General features: G+C 68.4%; 10 protein-coding genes, 1 tRNA gene and 1 pseudogene. 7 read left to right on the forward strand and 5 right to left on the reverse strand.

The window, feature by feature from the left end:
* Positions 1-102: 102 nt before the first annotated feature.
* The gene (locus ACZ6JY_RS04535) at positions 103-1,329 is read right to left on the reverse strand and encodes an IS110 family RNA-guided transposase (protein WP_469192180.1); all 1,227 of its coding nucleotides are present in this window, start codon (positions 1,327-1,329) and stop codon (positions 103-105) included.
* Positions 1,330-1,925: 596 nt separating this feature from the next.
* On the opposite strand from ACZ6JY_RS04535, the gene ACZ6JY_RS04540 reads away from it, so the two are divergent.
* On the forward strand, positions 1,926-4,220 hold the full coding sequence (locus ACZ6JY_RS04540; protein ID WP_469192181.1) for a transglycosylase domain-containing protein: 2,295 nt from the start codon (positions 1,926-1,928) through the stop codon (positions 4,218-4,220).
* Positions 4,221-4,370: 150 nt separating this feature from the next.
* On the opposite strand, the gene ACZ6JY_RS04545 is transcribed toward ACZ6JY_RS04540, so the two are convergent.
* A complete protein-coding gene (locus ACZ6JY_RS04545; protein ID WP_447038268.1) occupies positions 4,371-4,835 on the reverse strand; it encodes a GatB/YqeY domain-containing protein in 465 nt (154 codons plus the stop codon).
* A gap of 341 nt (positions 4,836-5,176) precedes the next feature.
* Here ACZ6JY_RS04545 and ACZ6JY_RS04550 point away from each other — a divergent pair, with 341 nt between their 5' ends.
* Positions 5,177-6,103, forward strand: coding sequence for a metallophosphoesterase (locus ACZ6JY_RS04550; protein WP_469192183.1), 927 nt, complete (start codon positions 5,177-5,179; stop codon positions 6,101-6,103).
* Between the two features lie 208 nt (positions 6,104-6,311).
* Positions 6,312-6,385 (forward strand) — tRNA-Pro (locus tag ACZ6JY_RS04555).
* Positions 6,386-6,491: 106 nt separating this feature from the next.
* Here the strand turns inward: ACZ6JY_RS04555 and ACZ6JY_RS04560 are convergent.
* Both ACZ6JY_RS04560 and ACZ6JY_RS04565 read right to left on the reverse strand, forming a co-directional pair.
* Positions 6,492-7,205: a hypothetical protein gene (locus ACZ6JY_RS04560; protein ID WP_469192185.1), complete on the reverse strand. Its 714-nt coding sequence runs from the start codon at positions 7,203-7,205 to the stop codon at positions 6,492-6,494.
* 617 nt (positions 7,206-7,822) lie between these two features.
* Positions 7,823-8,398, reverse strand: a pseudogene (locus ACZ6JY_RS04565) (helix-turn-helix domain-containing protein); the annotation flags it as partial.
* Positions 8,399-8,501: 103 nt separating this feature from the next.
* Here ACZ6JY_RS04565 and ACZ6JY_RS04570 point away from each other — a divergent pair.
* On the forward strand, positions 8,502-9,131 hold the full coding sequence (locus ACZ6JY_RS04570) for a class I SAM-dependent methyltransferase (RefSeq protein WP_469192187.1): 630 nt from the start codon (positions 8,502-8,504) through the stop codon (positions 9,129-9,131).
* A gap of 119 nt (positions 9,132-9,250) precedes the next feature.
* Here the strand turns inward: ACZ6JY_RS04570 and ACZ6JY_RS04575 are convergent, their stop codons facing one another.
* Positions 9,251-10,846 (reverse strand): tyrosine-type recombinase/integrase, encoded by a 1,596-nt coding sequence (locus ACZ6JY_RS04575; RefSeq protein ID WP_469192189.1) that lies wholly within the window; start codon positions 10,844-10,846, stop codon positions 9,251-9,253.
* A 639-nt stretch (positions 10,847-11,485) separates the two neighbouring features.
* On the opposite strand from ACZ6JY_RS04575, the gene ACZ6JY_RS04580 reads away from it, so the two are divergent.
* From ACZ6JY_RS04580 to ACZ6JY_RS04590, 3 genes are all read left to right on the forward strand, one after another.
* Complete coding sequence (locus ACZ6JY_RS04580) at positions 11,486-12,496, forward strand: hypothetical protein (protein WP_469192191.1); 1,011 nt, start codon at positions 11,486-11,488, stop codon at positions 12,494-12,496.
* A 1,001-nt stretch (positions 12,497-13,497) separates the two neighbouring features.
* On the forward strand, positions 13,498-17,502 hold the full coding sequence (locus ACZ6JY_RS04585) for an nSTAND1 domain-containing NTPase (RefSeq protein WP_469192193.1): 4,005 nt from the start codon (positions 13,498-13,500) through the stop codon (positions 17,500-17,502).
* A gap of 442 nt (positions 17,503-17,944) precedes the next feature.
* Positions 17,945-18,733, forward strand: coding sequence for a GntR family transcriptional regulator (locus ACZ6JY_RS04590; protein WP_469192195.1), 789 nt, complete (start codon positions 17,945-17,947; stop codon positions 18,731-18,733).
* The last annotated feature ends 1 nt before the right edge of the window (position 18,734 follow it).

The raw sequence follows: 18,734 nt of genomic DNA on the forward strand, positions 1-18,734 counted from the left end.
TGTTGCCGCACCGCACTCCTGTGACAGTTGGGAGTAGCTTAGGCCAAGGCATTAAGGCGTGTCCGGCGAATCAGAACGTAGACACCTCAGCGCCCTAACTCGTCAAGCGGCGGCGGAGATTGGGGTGGGGTATGCGGTCTGTTCGTCGAACAGCTCGCCTGCCTGGAGGCAGTGGTAGAGCTGGCCGAGCATGCGGTTGAAGAGGTTGCGTTGAGCGGCTGCGTGCCAGTCTCCAACCTCGCGGCGTCGCCGGTAGTGTGCGTTGGCCCCAGATGATGCCCGGAGTGCGGCGAAGGCCCAGAGGTAGCCCGCGTGGTTGAGGCGGTCATTCTTGACCCAGCGGCGGGTGATGGACGACTTCTTGCCCGAGGCCCGGGTGACGGGCGAGGAGCCAGCGTAGGCCTTGAGTCCGCGGGCGTCGGCGAAGCGGGCGTGGTCATCGCCGATCTCGGCGAGCACCCGGGCGCCGAGCTGGATTCCGAGTCCGGGGAAGCTCAGGATCACGTCAGCGTCCGGGTGCTGGGGAAAAGACTCCTCGACCGCCTGGGCGAGGTTATCGGCGGCGGTGCAGGCGGCTTCCAGCTGGATGAGGAGGGCGAGCATCTGCTTGCCGAGCGCGCCCTCGACCAGCGGCGGCTGGTGGGCATAGTCCGCGCGGAAGACTTCGCGGATCCGGTCGGCTTCGGTGTCGATGCTGCGTTTGCGGCCGGCCCGCTTGAGTGCGGCCTGGAGCTGTGTGCGGGTCAGCCGTGCGGCGCGGGAGGGCGTCGGGGCGGTCTTGAGGAGCTCGCGAGCTTCGGGGCGGCAGAGCCCGTTGGTCCAGGTGGCGAAGGCGTCCAGGGCGGCGGGGTAGTACTCGCGGAGCAGGGAGCGGAGCTGGTTGCAGATCTGCTGCCGGTTCCAGAGAGCGTCCTGCTGGGCGCGGGCCAGGACGGCGATGGCTCGGCCGAGGTCGCTGTCGTTCGGCAGGGGGCGGTGGGCGTGCATGTCGGTGCGCAGGATGTTCGCCAGGACCAGGGCGTCGCCGGGGTCGGATTTCTTGCGGGAGACGGACGTGCGGTCTCGGTAGCGGGCGGCGGCCATCGGGTTGATCGCGTAGACCTGCCGTTTGCCGGTCCGCAGCACTGCGACGAGCAGGCCGCGGGAGGTCTCGATGGCGATCGGGATCGGGTTGTCTTCGGTGTCGCCGTACTCGGCGAGCAGGTCCAGCAGGAGGGTGTAGCCAGCGGCGTCATCGGTGATGTGCCGCTTGGCCAGTAACTCCCCGGCGTCGTTGACCAAGGCAACGTCGTGCGTCTTCTCTGCCCAGTCGATTCCGCAGTAGATCACAGTGTTCCTCCCCAAGCGTTCGGGTGTTTGCGCTGGTCACGAGCGCATGCGGAACCACGCGGCTCCCTAATCCCAGGACTCGGTCCCTTGGACTGGTCCTCCACCTCAGTAGCCGTTCGTGGCACCAGCTCACCCCACGGGCCCCGGTCTATGCGGGAGCTCAGACGGCTCGGGCATCACAAGAGGTCACCATGCGGCGGGCTCGCACCACCAACACCAACGAGTGATCAAGTAGTCGGTGTTGACGCTCGACGGGGCCGGACGTTGCGCGCTCTATGAGGAGGCCTCAAAGCCCGGTGACGGTTAGGCATCCGTCCGGCACCGACAAGCGCCAACATCGACCTGCTGGTGGTGGCGAGTCCCGCAGACGCCGAACACCGCATGATCTACCGCTAGGCATCATGGCCGGTGTGTTGTGAGCATCCGTCCGGCGCCCACGGCACCGCCGCCACCGATTGCGTACCAAGATCGCGCACCCGGTCTACGTTGAGGAATCAGTGACCCGGCTGCCCCTAGATGTCACGATCCGGTACTCGAACATCCCGAGGAACACCCGCTCCATCGGAACGTCCATAACTACGGATTAGGCTGCCCCCATGGCAAAGAAGCGCTCGGGCGGTGGTCTGTCACCTACTCAGCAAGCCGCGAAGTTCCTAGGTGTCAGCGTGCTGGCGGGTGCGGTGCTGGCCGGGATCGCCCTGCCCGCGGCCGGAGCGCTGGGCCTCGCGGCCAAGGGTTCGGTCGAAGGGTTCGACGAGATCCCCGCCAACCTGAAGCAGCCGCCGCTGAGCCAGCGGACCTCCATCCTGGACAGCAAGGGCGGCAACATCGCGACGGTCTACTCACGTGACCGCACGGTGGTGCCCCTCAAGGACATCTCGCCGTACATGCAGAAGGCGATCGTCGCGATCGAGGACGCCCGCTTCTACGAGCACGGCGCCGTCGACCTCAAGGGCATCCTGCGCGCGCTCAACCAGAACGCGCAGAGCGGCGGCGTCTCGCAGGGCGCGTCGACCCTCACGCAGCAGTACGTGAAGAACGTCTTCGTGGAGGAGGCCGGCGACGACCCGACGAAGGTCGCCCAGGCCACGCAGCAGACGCTCGGCCGCAAGATCCGCGAGCTGAAGTACGCGATTCAGGTCGAGGAGGAGCTGGGCAAGAAGCGCATCCTCAAGAACTACCTGAACATCACCTACTTCGGGCAGCAGGCGTACGGCATCGAGGCCGCCTCCCAGCGCTACTTCTCCAAGTCCGCCAAGGACCTGAAGCTCCAGGAGGCCGCGCTGCTGGCCGGCATCGTGCAGTCGCCGAGCCGGTACGACCCGGTCAACGACGCCACGGAGGCCACCCAGCGGCGCAACGTCGTCCTCCAGCGCATGGCGGAGACGCACGACATCTCGCAGCAGGAGGCGGACGAGGCCAAGAAGACCGAGCTCGGCCTGAAGGTGAGCCGCCCCAAGAACGGCTGCATCACCGCGGTCAGCGGCGCGGGCTTCTTCTGCGACTACGTACGCGAGGTCTTCCTCAACGACCCGGTCTTCGGCAAGACCAAGGAAGAGCGCGCCAAGGTCTGGAACCGGGGCGGCCTGAAGATCCGCACGACCCTCGACCCGCAGTCGCAGAGTTCGGTCCAGGCCTCGATCAAGGACCACGTGAACAAGACCGACGAGGTGGCGACCGCCGCGACCATCGTCGAGCCGGGCACGGGCAAGATCCTCGGCATGGGCCAGTCACGTCCTTACGGCTTCCAGAAGGACGAGACCACGATCAACCTCTCGGTGGACAGCGACATGGGCGGCGGCGCCGGCTATCAGCCGGGTTCGACGTTCAAGCCGATCGTCGCGGCGGCGGCCCTGGAGGGCGGCAAGTCGGCGGGGCAGCGCTATTCGTCCCCGTACGAGATGCCGTACCCGGCGCGGGTCTCGACCTGTGACGGCAAGAGGTGGGTGAACAGCAACAACGAGACGCTCACCAACGAGAACGAGACCGAGGTCGGTCCGTACGGCATGCGGGAAGCGACCGCCAAGTCGGTCAACACCTACTACGTACAGCTCATCGGCGACATCGGCATCTGCCCGGTGACGCGGATGGCCGACAAGATGGGCGTCGACCGCGCCGACGGCAAGGAGATGACGCAGGCCCCCTCGATCGCCCTCGGCACGCAGGAGACGTCGCCGCTGACGATGGCGACCGCGTACGCGTCCTTCGCCTCGCGCGGCACGTACTGCACGCCGATCGCCATCGAGTCGATCAACACACTCGGCGGCAAGTCGCTGCCGGTGCCGAAGTCGACGTGCTCGCGCGCGATGTCGGAGAAGACCGCGGACACGATGAACACCCTCCTGAAGGGTGTGGTCGAGGACGGTACGGGCCGGCAGGCCGGTCTCGGCTCCCGGGCCAGCGCGGGCAAGACGGGTACGACCGACTTCCGCTACGCCGCCTGGTTCGTGGGCTACACCCCGAACATGTCGGGCGCGGTCTGGGTCGGCGACCCGCAGCACAAGCGGCCGATGACCAACATCACCATCGGCGGAGTCCCGTACGACAAGGTCTTCGGTGGCGAGGTGCCGGGCCCGATCTGGCGTGACGCGATGAGCGGCGCCCTCGCGGGCAAGCCGGCGCCCGGCTTCAACACCGTCCACATCCCCGGCGACAACAAGGGCAAGGGTCGCGACCGCGATCGTGGCCGTGACCGTGACAGGGACCGCGATCAGGGCGGCGACGACGCCAAGCCGGGCGACGATGACGACGGTGACCACGGCGGCGACGGCGGCCTCGGGGACGACTGGCCGGACGTCACCATTCCGCCGGACGCCATCGGCGGCCTGGGCAACGGGGGCGGGAACGGCAATAGCAACGGTGGCGGAGGCGGGGGCGGCTGGCGGCGGTAGCCCCGCTGCGGCCACGCGAACGCCTCTTGTACGTGACTGAGGGCGCCCCCTGGTTTTGGGGGCGCCCTCAGCGCTGTGCGTACTGTCCGTGGTTGTGTGGTGGTGTGTGACGGTTTGTGGCGGTGTGTTGTGCCCGGGTGCGCCGCCCCGTCAGCCCGCGAGGAGCTTCTTGACCGCGGCGGCGACGCGGCCGCCCTCGGCGAGGCCCGCGACCTTCGGGTTCACGATCTTCATGACCTGGCCCATGGCGCGCGGGCCCTCGGCACCGGCGGCCTTGGCCTCTTCCACGGCCTGGGCGACGATCGCGTGCAGCTCGTCGTCGGTGAGCGGCTTCGGGAGGTACTCGGCGAGGATCTCGCCCTCCGCCTGCTCGCGCGCCGCCTGCTCGGCACGGCCGCCCTGCCCGAACGCCTCGGCGGCCTCGCGGCGCTTCTTGGCCTCGCGGGCGATCACCTTCTGCACCTCGTCGTCGGAGAGCTCGCGCGCGGTCTTGCCGGAGACCTCCTCCTTGGTGATGGCGGAGAGGGTCAGCCGGAGCGTCGAGGAGCGCAGCTCGTCACGCCCCCGGATCGCGGCGGTGAGGTCTTCCTGCAGCTTCGACTTGAGCGTGGTCATGGGTCGATTGTGGCAGGTGCGGAAGGTTCCCGGCCCCTCGATTTCGCCGGGGGCGCCTTGGCGGGGGCAGGGGTTGGGGGTGGATGCGCTCGCCCCGGGGGCGGGAGTTGGGGTCTGATGCGGTCGCCCCGCGGGGCGGGGGTTCGGTCGGGATGCCTGCCCCGCGGGAGCGGAGGTCTGGGGTCTGGGGTCGAGGGTCTGGGGTCGCGGGTCTGGGGTCGGGGCTGGATGTCCTCGCCTTGGGGGCGGTGGCTGGGGGTGGAATGTCTGCCCGGCGGGACGGCCGTTGGGGGTGGATGCCCTCGGCGTCGTGGGCCTGCGGGGTCTGACACGATGGAGGGATGCGCGCGCGATACGCAGTACCCCTGGGCATCACGGCGACGGCTGCGGCCGGTCTCGCCTACTCGGTGGGCTTCGAGGCCCGTTCCTTCCGGCTGAGGCGGGTCACGGTGCCCGTACTGCCGTCGGGGATGCGGCCTCTGCGGGTCCTCCAGGTCTCCGACATCCACATGGTGTCCGGGCAGCGCAAGAAGCAGCGGTGGCTCCGCTCACTGGCGGGGCTGCGCCCCGACTTCGTGATCAACACGGGCGACAACCTCTCCGACCCCGAGGGCGTACCGGAGACGCTGGACGCGCTCGGCCCGCTGATGGGGTTCCCCGGGGCGTACGTCTTCGGCTCGAACGACTACTACGGGCCGAAGCCCCGTAACCCCGCCCGCTACCTCCTCGAGAAGGTCCAGGGCAAGCACGGCCTGAACGGGAACGCGCCCGCGGTCGGCGTCATCCACAACCCGTGGGAGGGCCTGCGCGACGGTTTCGACGCCGCGGGCTGGGTGAACCTCACGAACACGCGGGGCTCGCTGAAGATCGACGGCTACGAGATCGCCTTCACGGGCCTGGACGACCCGCACATCAAAAGGGACCGCTACGCGCGCGTGGCGGGCGGTCCGGAGGCCGGCGCCGACTTCTCGATGGGCATCGTGCACGCCCCGTACCTGCGCTCCCTGGACGCCTTCACGGCGGACGGCTATCCGCTGATCCTGGCCGGCCACACCCATGGCGGACAGGTCTGCATCCCCTTCTACGGGGCCCTGGTCACCAACTGTGACCTGGACACGGACCGGGTGAAGGGCCTCTCGACGCACGAGGCCGAGGGCCACACGTCCTATCTCCACGTCTCGGCAGGCTGCGGAGCCAACCGCTACACCCCCATGCGCTTCGCCTGCCCCCCGGAGGCGACTTTGCTCACGCTGGTACCGCGGGGCTGAGCGCCGGCTCGGGGGGGCCGTGAGTTCTGGGCTCTGGGCTCTGGACAGCCTGGCCGGTCGCCTCTCTGCCTCCCCCGGGGCCCAGGCAGAGCCGAAGAGCCACCTCTCCCCTGGCCCGCGAAAACCGGATTTCGTCTCCGGCCGCTGGTCCGCTAGAGTTGTCGATGTCGCCGCGGCCGCAGCAGTGCGGACAGTGGAGCAACGACATCGGGGTGTAGCGCAGCTTGGCAGCGCGCTTCGTTCGGGACGAAGAGGTCGTGGGTTCAAATCCCGCCACCCCGACAGTGAAGTACCAGGTCAGGGGTCTGATCCGCTTAGCGGGTCGGGCCCCTTCTGGGTTTCTGGGGCACTCGGTGGAGCCATTTGGGAGCCGGACCCAAAAGAGGGATCAGTCCCCCTGCACAGCTCCACCGAGGGAACCGCCGTCACGTGTCACTGCTCGGCTCCTGCGCCTAGGCGTCGTCATCCCAGCACCAGCAATCCTTCGGATCGCCAAGCGCATGCGGAACATCGACGCCCCCCAAGGCACGGCGTGATCACGAAGGAAGTCCTCGGCCGCACTCATGGCTATCCACCGGACGGTATACACCTCCTCCGCCTCCCGGTGTGTTCCATCGTCGCCGTGAGCAGTCCAGCCCCAAGCACACCGGTCTGGAAGGTATGTAATCTCGGTAACCCCGCCGTACCTTTCCACCGTGATCTTCTCTGGTTGCCCCGAGCCGTCGTCGACCGCGCCGGGCCACTTCTTACGCGCTGCCTGCTTGGAGATCCCCCAGGCAGACCCCAGATGGCCATAGGAAGCGCCCATTCCCCCGCCCATCAGCGCAGCCTCTGCGGCAAGCGCCTCAGCGGCTTCATGCACCCACCGCAGGGCATGCAGGTAGGCGAGCTGCCAGTCTGCGAACAACTCCGCCATAGCAGAGGGTTCGTGTCCGTTGACCAGGCATTCCTGACCACGCGCCGAGATCCGACCCGCGATCTTGCAGGCAAGCTCCCTCAACTGGTCCTGCATCCAGGCTGCTTCGGCAGCATGAGGCGGACGCCACGGATCCGCCATGGCGTCCGAATCGAACCAGAACTCGTCATCGCTCACTGAACGCATGGGGACAACCGTAGTTGTCACAGCATGCCCGGTGAGGACAACCGTGATTGTCGCAAAGGGCCCGTCGCAGAGCGGACTTCGAAAGTTTGATGTGCTCGGCTACTCGACTCGAAGCCACAGAGAGGAGAACAGAACTGCAGGTCACGCCCGCATGACCTGGCCTAGAGAAAGTGACCAGCCATGACAGCAAGGCCGGAAAGCGGGCGGATTGACTTGCGGTGCTAAGTAGCAGCTGCTCGAAGGTGGGCGCGCTCGAATCACCGGGCAACCCACTTGCTTACGGTCGATATGCGCCGTAGGCCCGAAGAATCGGAGAGGCCATGGCCAAGCACCTCAACTCTCACGTGGTTCCTGACGCTCAAGCGGTCTACCAGTCAGAGCCGCCCTCACGCACGCCGGCCTTCGAGCTTCGTTGCGGCCCCTTGCACGTGACACTTGATCGCGCACCGCTCAAGTTGCTGGCACTCGGGAGCACAATGACGGCCGTTGCCATGGGAGCAGCGAACTGGTTGCGCTGAAAGCCGGTCAGGGAGTGCTTCGCTTACGGAGCACTCCCTGACCGGGTTCTCGTCGCTCGGGGCAATTGAGAGTCCCGAGCGACGAGCCCTCGTTTCCTACTAGCGTGCGCGCAGTAGATCATCCAGCACACGCACCGGTGACGTCGGGCGCCTCGCGAGGCGAGCGTCGAGTGCCATCTCCCACTGCTCGGTGAGACCGAGCATGAGGCGCTTGCGCATGCCCAGTGTGACGTGGGCATAGCGCGCCGAGACCGAGCCGTCGATGTGGCCCATGCGCTCGTCCATGAGGACCTTCTCAGTGCCGAGGTCCTCCATCATCGTGCGGTGAGTGTGGCGTAGGCCGTGGGGTGTGAGGCCCTTGGCGATCGGGAGCCAGCAGGCGTCTGCCCACTGACTCGCGCCGCGCCCGCGTGCCGGGATACCGGGCCACGGCTCACCGAGGATCGGCACCGGTCGGGCCTCCTGCGGTGCCTTCTTCGGGTACCAGCCGGAGACCGCCGGGGTGAACAGCCAGGTGCCGAAGCCGTTCCTGCGCCAGTGGGCCGCGTGCTCAGTGGTCGTGCCGCCCCGCACGAAACCGAGGTCGGCGATCGCCTGCTCGACGCGGACGCGGGTGTCCTCCCGCACGCAGTCGGGGTGGTTGAGGACGTTGGACACCGTCCCCGTGGACACTTCTCCGAACTACCGGGGCGTCCCGTGATCCGGCGACGGGACGATCAGTCCCGAGAGGAAGGGCCGGAGAACGGCTGCGAACGGCGCGGGTGTTAGTTTCCTGCCCGTGTTAAAACACCAGGATGAGACCAGGGCGGCCTACGACGGGGTCGTCGAGCTCTATGCGTCGATGTTCACTAGTCGGTTGGAGACGCAGCCGTTCGCGCGGAACATGATCGGCACCTTCGCCGAGCTCGTGCGCGATTCGGGGAACCTGCGGGTAGCCGACGTCGGGTGCGGACCCGGTCATCTGACAGCCATGCTGCACGACTTGGGGCTGGACGCCTTCGGGCTCGACCTCTCCCCGGCCATGGTCGACCACGCTCGGCGGGCCGAGCCGGCGCTGCGGTTCGACGAAGCGCGCATGGAGGCCTTGCCGGTCGAGGACGGCGCGCTCGGCGGGGTGCTGGCCCACTACTCGATGATCCATACCCCACCTGGAGAATTGCCCGCACTGCTCGCTGAGCAGGCGCGTGTCCTGGCACCAGGGGGTCTGCTCCTGGTGTCCTTCTTCGGGACGGAGGGGCCGGAACCGGTCCGCTTCGACCACAAGGTGGCGCCCGCTTATAGCTGGCCGGCGGAGCAGTTTGCCGAGTTGCTGGCCGGTGCCGGCCTTGTCACGGTGGCTCGGTTGCTCCACGACCCAGCGTCCGAGCGTGGCTTCCTCGACACCCACTTTCTGGCCCGCCGCCCGTAGAGCGTGCCCGTGGCCTGGGTCGGGGTGGTGTAGATCATCCGCGTGGATGAAGCTCGTCCGCGCCGCCGCGTTCTGTGCCGACGTCCACTGAGCATCGCCAGAGGTGACGACCGTCCTGGTCACGAAGGCTCCGGCGGTGTGGCCACGGTAGTGGTGTGAGCAACGATCTCCCGGAAGGTGGGAATTCCCAGGTCAACGGACTCCTGCTGCTGGGAGACCTGTACGTCGAGCTGGCTGGGTTTCTCCTCGGCGCCAGCCAGGCTGATCTGGAGACCTTCGACCTCGCCGAGCCAGCCTTCCGTCTCGGCTTCGGTGACTCGGGCGATCAAGTTGTCGCGGATCTCGGCAAGCCGTGCCCGTTGGGCCGGGTCAGGTCGGAGGAGTGAGCATCTGACACAAGCGTGTTCATGAATGCATGGGGTCCCGAAGGCGCGTGCGCAGGTACCGATGGACACCTTCCGTTTCTCGAAGTGGGCGAGGAAGGCGTCCCACTCCTCGTTCGTCGGGGTCCGGTATTCCTCGCTGGGACGAAGTGATCGACGGCGGGCGATGAACGCGCGGTGGGCTTCGATGGCGTCCGCCGGGTAGATGGCGTTGTAGCCCATCATGGTGTTGATGTCGGAGTGACCTGCGAGGACCTGCGCGATGTGGGGCGGCAGGCCGCTGCGGATTGCGTCGGTGATGAAGATTCTTCGGAAGTCGTGCGGAGCGAAGTCGAGGGGCTGGCCCACGGAGTCGGTGAGCCCGGTCCGTTTCAGGACCTCGTTGAGACCGTCGCGGATCATTTGTCGGGACACTGGCGTGCGCTGGCCTCCGTATGTCCACTGGAACAGCAGCGGCATCGGCGGGTTCCAGATCTTCTCCGCGACGTCGTAGTTGGGCAGCATCGGGATCGCGCCTGTTCGAGGGTCACGGACGCGGGCGATGATCGTGCTGAGGACGTCGGCCAATTCCGGGCTGACGAGGAGAAGCCGTTCTTCGTCTGTTTTCGAGGGAGCGACCTGGAGCAGAGGCACTATGTCACCGCTGGTGGGCAGCTTGTACTGGATCAAGGCGTGATGGCTGGCCTCCAGCATCTCCTCGATCCGGACGCCGGTGTGCTGCAGGAATTCGATCGTGGCCCAGGCCCAGAAGGCCCGTTCCTCGAGCAGTCCCAGATGGATGCGTCGGCCGGACTCGTCGTAGGCCCGGAACGGAGTCGACGAGTCCTTCTTCTGGCGCGTGTAGGTTCTGCCTCTGAACGTGAACTGGCCGCCGAGTGGGGCGGCCTGCAGGGCGTCCATCCCCTCACGGGCCTCTGTCCAGTTCGCCTTAGCGGCGCGGACGACGGTGGACAGCGCGGGCAGTCGTTCGCGGGTGCGCTGGTCCATCTTGGCCTTGCGGCGTTTCTCGTGCTTGGAGGTGCTGGCGTCGGCGGCGCTGACCGGGCAGGGAGCAACCCACGGGCCCCAGCGTTCTGGTTCTTCGACGGCCCAGTGGGCCAGGTCGAGGTAGAGGGCTCGAACTCCGATCATGAGGTTGCCGTAGTTGGCCCGCTCCGTCACCGCCTCATGGACTGTGCCATCCGGCAGCCGACGGCGTGTGACCTTCGTCCGGCTGACCTGCTTCCATGCGCTCACGACTTCAGGCGGCAGCCGGAGTGTGTCGATGCCGGGCTGGATGCGCTCAATCTGCAGCCAGAAGTTCCTCACAAGCGTCCGGGACGCGTCCTCCAAGGACGTGCACCGCGCAAGACCATCGGGGCCACGCTTCTGACCAGGGCAAACGTCATCGGCGCTGGCTAGATCAGTAACCGACCCTCATTCGGGACGAAGAGGTCGTGGGTTCAAATCCCGCCACCCCGACAGCTGAAATAGCAGGTCAAGGGCCTGATCCGCATTGCGGGTCAGGCCCTTTCTGTGTCTGCGGTGATCGTTTGGGAGGAATTCGGGAGACGGCCTTGGTCGAGATCTCCCAGGAGATACTCGTCCAGCAGGAACAACACACGTCTCGGCTGCGCTGACCCGCATCTGCGCGTTCGCGAACGGCCAATCGCAAGTCGATCACAGAGGGCGTTCCGGGACGCAGCCCCGAGCGGCCGATCGCAGCAGTGGATGGGCCCAGGCGGGGCGCACGAACGGATGCCGTCATGCCCCAGGCCGCCCGAGAGTGAAAGCCTGCGTTCGCATCCCGTCCGGCGCTATGCTTCCACCAGGCGACCACGCTCGCTGTTACGTCGGACCTGGGTTCCTCCCGCAAGTCACCCGGGGTTGAGGGCGCAAAGTGCCATCGGGCACGCGTGATGCAGAACTGTTCGTTCCTCCTATGGGGCGCAGTGGGCGGGAGCACTGGCACGTGCCCATCAGGAGCCGGACATGACGCTCGACAAGAACATCACCAAACTCGCCCACCGGATCCGGCGCGGGACCGAAATCCCCTTCCAGCAGGCATGGTTGACCGCCGCAGGTCAGTTCGGCGCACTCCCCGTCCACACCATGGCTCCCCAGGAGCGGATCCCGCTCCGTGCCGAATACACCGGGGAAAGTGACGCCGCCGCCCGATCCGCGATCGCCCATGACACCCATGGATTGGGCCTGGACCACTGCTCGGACGATCAGCGTGCCTTCAGGGCTCTACTGGCGCTCGCGCTCTTCAATGGCAACGTGTACACGGGGCCGACGGCCAGATGGAACTACGCGGTAGTCGCCGCGTACGACCCCGTGATGTCGCCCCGCCGCGACCAGTTGGTGATGGTGGCGGAACGTGCCCCTGAGAACGTGGCCACGCGGCTGTTGCCTCTCAAGGTCGATGGCTCACGTGGCATTCCGGGGCTACGACACGAAGTGAGCTACACGTGCCACGGGCAGCAGTCTTTCTGCCTGCGCCATCTGCCCACCGGTGCAATGCTGACGATCACCGGTGATCCGAACGCATGCCGACGTGGCAGCAAGCGCAGCTTCGTTCCCCGACACCGCTACCCCACGATCGACCACGAAGTCACCGCGCACGAGCGCCGCGCACTGGCCGCGGTCCCCCCGATGTCGCACGACGCCACGACCCTGCTGGCTGGCCTCGTCCCGCGCTACAACCTGGTTGACCGGCGAGGAGGTTGGGCGACCAGTCTGTCCTGGGACCCTCTGGAGCGGCCCGGCTCCGAGCACAGGAGGGAACCTGATGTGAGGATGGACGGCGCCGTGCGCCGGCTCTGGGGCTCCGGGGATTCGTGGGCCCTCCGCTGGAATGGATTTCCGGAGCCCCACGACCTGGCTATCGCTCTGATCCATCGGGAAGTCGGGATCAAGGGCGCCAGGTTGACTCTCCATGGCGACGCCTTCCGCGTCACATTGGGCACCGCCTCGCTTGAGCTGTCCGACGAGAAGGGCTGATTCGTGCCATTTCTCGCCGAACACCCAGAGTCCGTGACCGTGGTGGTGACCGCTGTCGTCCTCGGAGTGCTCCGCCTCACGTTCCCGAGGGACTCGCGGCATCGCCTGGAGCTGTGGAAGGCGATCCTCGAGCATCGGCGCCAGCGATGGCAGGTGACAGAGAGCCGCCGTGCGACCGCAAAGCGTAGAGAACCCGCTCAACCGGAACAGGCAGTAGACGCACCAGAACTCGGCACCACGCCGACAGCAGATTCCTGATCGGTCCGTTGATCACCAAGCGCGCAGAGCCGTCCTCACCTCCGAGACGCTCGTCCTCGCCGGTGGCGCTGGAGCTCTCGGGGCAGCGGCGTCGTGTGCAGGACCGTGAGCGTCTGGGTGCTGCGCGTGAGCGCGACGTACGGCTGGTCCCGTCGTCGGTGCCGACGAGCCGAGCCGCACGGGCCGCGGCCTCTGCCAGCAGGCCCCGCGGGTTCGTCGGAACGAGTCGAACCGCGTCGCTCGACCGCCCCGGACACCACGCACGCGCCGCGTCGTATCGGTACCGGTCCCTCCCCTGTGGGGACCGGTACCGAACGACGCGGACGGTGTCGATCCGCGTCGCGTCGGCGTATCGGCGCGGATCGAAGTAGGGTCAGATCTGCGGCCAATGCGGCATTTATCCGTCTGTGACCGGCTATGGCTGACTATTGCTAGTGATGGCTAGTGATGGCTAGTTATCGCTGGCTATACAGATCTGAAAGTTCATGCGGCGAGTTCGTCGCCGCCCGGTGGCGACTCCGGCGGAAATCAGCCGAGAATCCGCAGCGTCACGATGCACCTTTCCGAGCGCCAAGCCGGTGGCCTGCCCTGACGCTGCGCGGTTGGTCCGCTACTGCGACACGATCCTGCCACTCACGGCTGCCCGCGGGCAGGTTCCGGTGTTGTCCGGACCACTTATCCGCAGGTCAGCCGTATAAAGTGAGTTTTCCGGTCCGGATGGGCGCACGCAGCGGAAGTAAGGGGTGGAGGCTTTGAGTCCCGACTCAGGGGCACGCACAGCCTTCGCGGAACGCCTTGCTCTGCTGTACAGGGAAGCCGGCAACCCTCCCCTCCAGCGCGTGGCCGAGGCGGTCGTCCGGCTGCAGAGGGTCGACGAACGCGGGCGGCCCGTACGGGTGTCGGCGCAGCGGATCAGCGACTGGCGGCGGGCCAAGAACGTGCCCGCCCAGTTCGCCGCCCTCGCGGCGGTGCTCCAGGTCCTGGTCCCCGAGGCCCGGCGCGAGCGGCCCACGCCGGTATCCGCCGGCCTGTACGACATGGCCCAGTGGCAGCGCCTGTGGGAGCGCGCGGTGGCCGACCCGGTGAGTGGCCGCGCCGCGGCGTCCGCGGAAGAGGAGAAGCAGCCTCCGGCCGAGGCCGCCGACGCCCCCGCCGTGTGCCCGTACCGAGGGCTCGCCTCGTACCGTCCGCAGGACGCCCGGTGGTTCTTCGGCCGGCGGCGGAGCACGGACGCCCTCATCGACCAGCTCCACACGGCGGAGAAGACCGGCGGCCTGGTCATGCTCGTGGGCGCCTCCGGGGCCGGGAAGTCGTCCCTCCTCAACGCCGGGCTCGTGCCCGAGCTGCGGAACGGAGCGCTCGGCGACGAGGAGACCCGGGCGGGCCTGGTGCTTCAGCTCGTACCCGGGGCCGATCCCCTCGCGGAGCTGACCCGCCACGTTCCCGAGCTGGCGCAGGTCGCCTCCGCCGCGGAGGGACCGGCGGTGGAGCCCGACTCCCCGGCCTTCGCGCCCGCGGTGCGGGAGTCCGTCGCGGCGTGGGCGCTGCGGGAGACGGCGTCGGCGGCCCGTCCCGTCGTCATCGTGGACCAGTTCGAGGAGGTGTTCACCCTCTGCTCCGACGAGGCGGAGAAGCGCACCTTCATCCAGCTCCTGCACGCCGCGTGCTCGCCCCCGGCCGACGGTGAACCCGCTCCCGCGCTCGTGGTCCTCGGCATACGCGCCGACTTCTACGAGGAGTGCCTGCGCTACCCCGAACTGGCCGACGCGCTCCAGCACCGGCACATGGTGCTGGGTCCGCTGACCGCCACGGAGCTGCGCGACGCGGTGACAGGACCGGCCAAGGCCGTCGGGCTCGAACTCGAACCGGGCCTTGCCGAGCTGATCGTCCGGGAAGTGAGTACGGACAGCCCCCGCGGCGCCCACGACGCGGGAGTGCTGCCGCTCCTCTCCCACGCCCTGCTGGCCACCTGGCAGCGGCGGAAGACGGGGCGGCTCACGCTGGCCGGCTACCGCGCGGCGGGCGGCATCCAGGGCGCGGTGGCGGCGACCGCCGAGCGCGCCTGGTCCCGGCTCGACCCGGCGGCCCGCACGGCCGCGAGGCTGCTGCTGCTCAGGCTGGTACGCCTCGGCGAGGACACCCAGGCCACGCGCAGAAGAGGGACGCGGCGCCAACTGGCGGAGGAGTCGACGGACCCCGACAAGACGGAGGAGTCCCTCGAAGCGCTGGTCCGCGCCCGCCTGGTGACGCTCGACGCGGAGACCGTGGAGATCACGCACGAAGCGCTGCTCCACGCCTGGCCGCGGCTGCGCGACTGGATCGACGAGGACAGAAGCGATCACCTGCTGCGGCAGCGCCTTGAGGAGGACGGCAAGGCCTGGGAGGAGTCCGACCGCGATACGGCACTGCTCTACCGGGGTTCCCGTCTGGAGCAGGCCCGCGTCTGGGCGAAGTCCGCCGGTGACTCCTTCCTGACCCGGTGCGCCGTGGAGTTCCTGGCCGCCTCGGCCAAGCTGCGCCGGCGTACGGTCTGGATCGCCCGCGGCGCGGTGGCGGCCCTGGTCGTCCTGGCGATGGTGGCCGTCATCTCGGCGGCGGTCGCCTGGCGGCAGCGGGACGACGCCGTGTTCCAGCAGGTGGTCGCCGAGGCCGACCGCGCCCAGAACACGGACCCGTCGCTGTCCGCCCAGCTCGACCTCGTGGCCCACGAGATGCGGCCGGACGACGAGGCCACGCGGAACCGGCTGATCTCGATCGTGAACGCACCGCTGGCCACGCCGCTGCTCGGCCACTCGGGAGCCGTCTACCTCACCTCTTTCAGCCCGAACGGGCGGGTCCTGGCCACGGCCAGCTACGACCGCACCGTCCGGCTGTGGGACGTGCGCGACCCCTCGCGCCCCAAACCGCTGGGCAAACCGCTCACCGGCCCCAAGAGCTGGGTCAGCAGCTCGGTCTTCAGCCCGGACGGCAAGACCCTCGCCAGCGCTTCGGACGACGGCACGATCCGGCTGTGGGACGTACGCGATCCCCGCCATCCGCGGCTGCTGGGCAAACCCCTGTCCGGCCGCGGCGGCGCCATCTACCTGGTCGCCTTCAGCCCGGACGGGAAAACCCTGGCCACGGCCAACGACGACCACACCGTCCGGCTGTGGAACGTGAAGGACCCGGGCCGGCCGAAGGCGCTCGCCACGCTGACCGGCCACACCGCCGCCGTGCGGTCCGTGGCCATCAGCCCCGACGGGCGGACACTGGCCGCCGGTGGTGACGACGGCGGGATCAGGCTGTGGAAGATGACCGACCCGCGCCGTCCGGAGCCACTCGGCAAGGCGCTGACCGGCCACAGCAGTACGGTGCACTCCGTGGCGTTCAGCCCTGACGGCCGCACGCTCGCCAGCGGCGGCTCGGACGACACCATCCGGCTCTGGAACATGGCCGACCCGCGCCGCCCGAAGCCGCTCGGCGCGCCGCTCACCGGGCACGCGGGACCGATCTGGTCCGTGGCGTTCAACCCCGACGGTGCCATGCTCGCGGCCGCCAGCGCGGACAGCACGGCGAGCCTGTGGAACGTCAGCGATCCGGCACACCCGTCCCAGGTCGGCGAGAACCTCTCGGGCAGCAGCGGAGAGATGTACGCCCTCGGTTTCAGCCCCGACGGGCGCACGCTCGCCACCGGGACCGGCGACAGCAAGGCCCGGCTGTGGTCGATTCCGACGTCGGACATGATCGGCCGCACCGGGACGTTCCGCCCCGACGGGCACGTGCTCGCCACCGCCGCGCGCGACGACAAGGTGCGGCTGTGGAACGTGCGGCGGCCTGGCCGGCCCACGGCCCTGGGCGAGCCGTTCGAGCCCGGGGAGGGGGAGGTACGCGCGATGACGTTCTCCCCCGACGGCAACACGCTCGCGGTCCTGACGGGGAACAACACGGTGCGGCTGTGGAACGTCACCGACCCGGCCCGCCCCGTCGCCCACGGGGCGCCCATCGCCCTGCGCACGCGCTTCGCGGCAGCGCTGGCCTTCAGCCCGGACGGGCGCACGCTGGCGACTCCGCAGACCGACCGCACCATCCAGCTGTGGAACGTCGGCGCCCCCTCTCGTCCCCGCCCCCTCGGCAAGCCGCTCACCGGCCACAAGGGCTACGTCAACTCCCTCGCCTTCGGGAGGGACGGGCGCGACCTCGTCAGCGGCAGCTCGGACGGCACCATCCGGCTGTGGAACGTGACCGTCCCGCGTCATGCCACCGCGCTCGGCGCACCTCTCACGGGCCATCTGGGCCCCGTCAACACGCTCGCCTACAGCCCGGACGGCCGCACCCTGGCCAGCGGCAGCGACGACGGCACGGTCCGGTTCTGGAACCTGACCGACCCGCACAAGGCGATCCGGCTGGGGCCCACCCTCACCGGCCACACCGACGCGGTCGTGTCGCTGACGTTCAGCCGGGACGGCGACACCCTGGCCAGTGGCGGCAACGACAACACGGTGCGGCTCTGGGACGTCGCCGACCCGGCCGAGGCCGCGGCCATCGGGCAGTCGATGAGCCCCAACGCCAAGACCGGCAGCTTCCTGTCGTTCAGTCCGCGGAGCGACATGCTCGGAGTGTCGAGCGGGACCGACACGGTCCGGTTGTGGAACCTGGACACGGACGACGCCATTCGCCGCGTCTGCTCGACCACCCAGGGCGTTCTGACACCCGAGAAATGGCGTGAGTATCTCCCCCGCCTCTCGTACGACCCTCCGTGCGACGACTAGCCGAGTAACAGGGCCGCGGCTCGGCCAATGCGATGTTCTTGAACATCCGACGAGAAGCCGCGGCACGTGATCCCGATCACAACGCGGCATTTTGGATGGGCAGTTGACTCCCGCCGCGCGAGCGGCCTTGTTACTGTTGGCATAGCCCGATCGCTGGTGCATCCCCCGTCGCCAGCGGTCGGGCATTTTCGTGATCTCGCACGTCCGGACGGTTCCTCGAACCTCCGAATTGAGGTGATCCGAATACCTCTGGCCATCTGGTTGGTAGGGCCATGCTCCACGGGGATAGATCTCGGTAACGCGAATCGGAAACTCAGCGCATTACGGCTGTGGGCACCTGTTCTCCACCCGGCCGAACGAGTGGCGGAACGCTCTTCCAGTCGTCAGGACCTCTTGAGGAGTCATATCCTCAAAGCGCGGACTGCGACGGGACGGTGCACGGATGGCGAAGGCCTACGAGGAGATCGCGGACGAGCTCCGCGCGCGGATTCGCGCGGGCCGGCTGAAGCCGGGTGACCGCCTGCCGTCGGAGGCGGACCTCGTCCGCAGCTCCGGGCGCAGCGGACCGACCGTCCAGCAGGCCCTTCGCATGCTCCAGGCGGAAGGGCTGATCGAGAAGCAGCACGGCCGCGGGACGTTCGTACGCCGACCACGCGTGATGGTGCGGCGCACGAACACGCGGTACCAGTGGGAGAAGGACCGTGCCCGCGCGCCCGAGCGGCAGCGTCTGGAGACGGGCGCGACCGAGCACGACACCGGCCTGGAGGCCGACGACCTCGTCTTTCACGCGGCGTACCGGGAGATCGCGGCGCCCGAGGGGATCGCGTCGGCCATGGGCGTCGCCGAAGGAACCGTGCTCGTCGAGCGGACCTACCGGACCCGGTACAGCGCCGAGCGCAATCCGTTCAACCTCGTCACCTCGTACCTGGTCCGCGACCTCGTCGAGAAGAACCCCGACCTCCTGGACGAGACGAACGAACCCTGGCCCGGCGGGACATGGAACCAGTTGTTCACGGTGGGCATCGAGATCGACCGCCTGGTGGAGCGGGTGACGGCCCGGCCCCCGACGGTGGAGGAGGCGGCGGAGCTCGGCCTGGCGCCCGGCACGTCGGTCCTGGTCCTGCGCAAGACCACGTACGACACGGACGACCGCGTCGTCGAGCTGTCCGACATCACGGTGCCCGGCGACCGCACGGAGCTGCTCTTCACGACCCGCCTGGAGAGGTGGTGAG

The sequence above is a fragment of the Streptomyces sp. NPDC046335 genome, assembly GCF_055587985.1.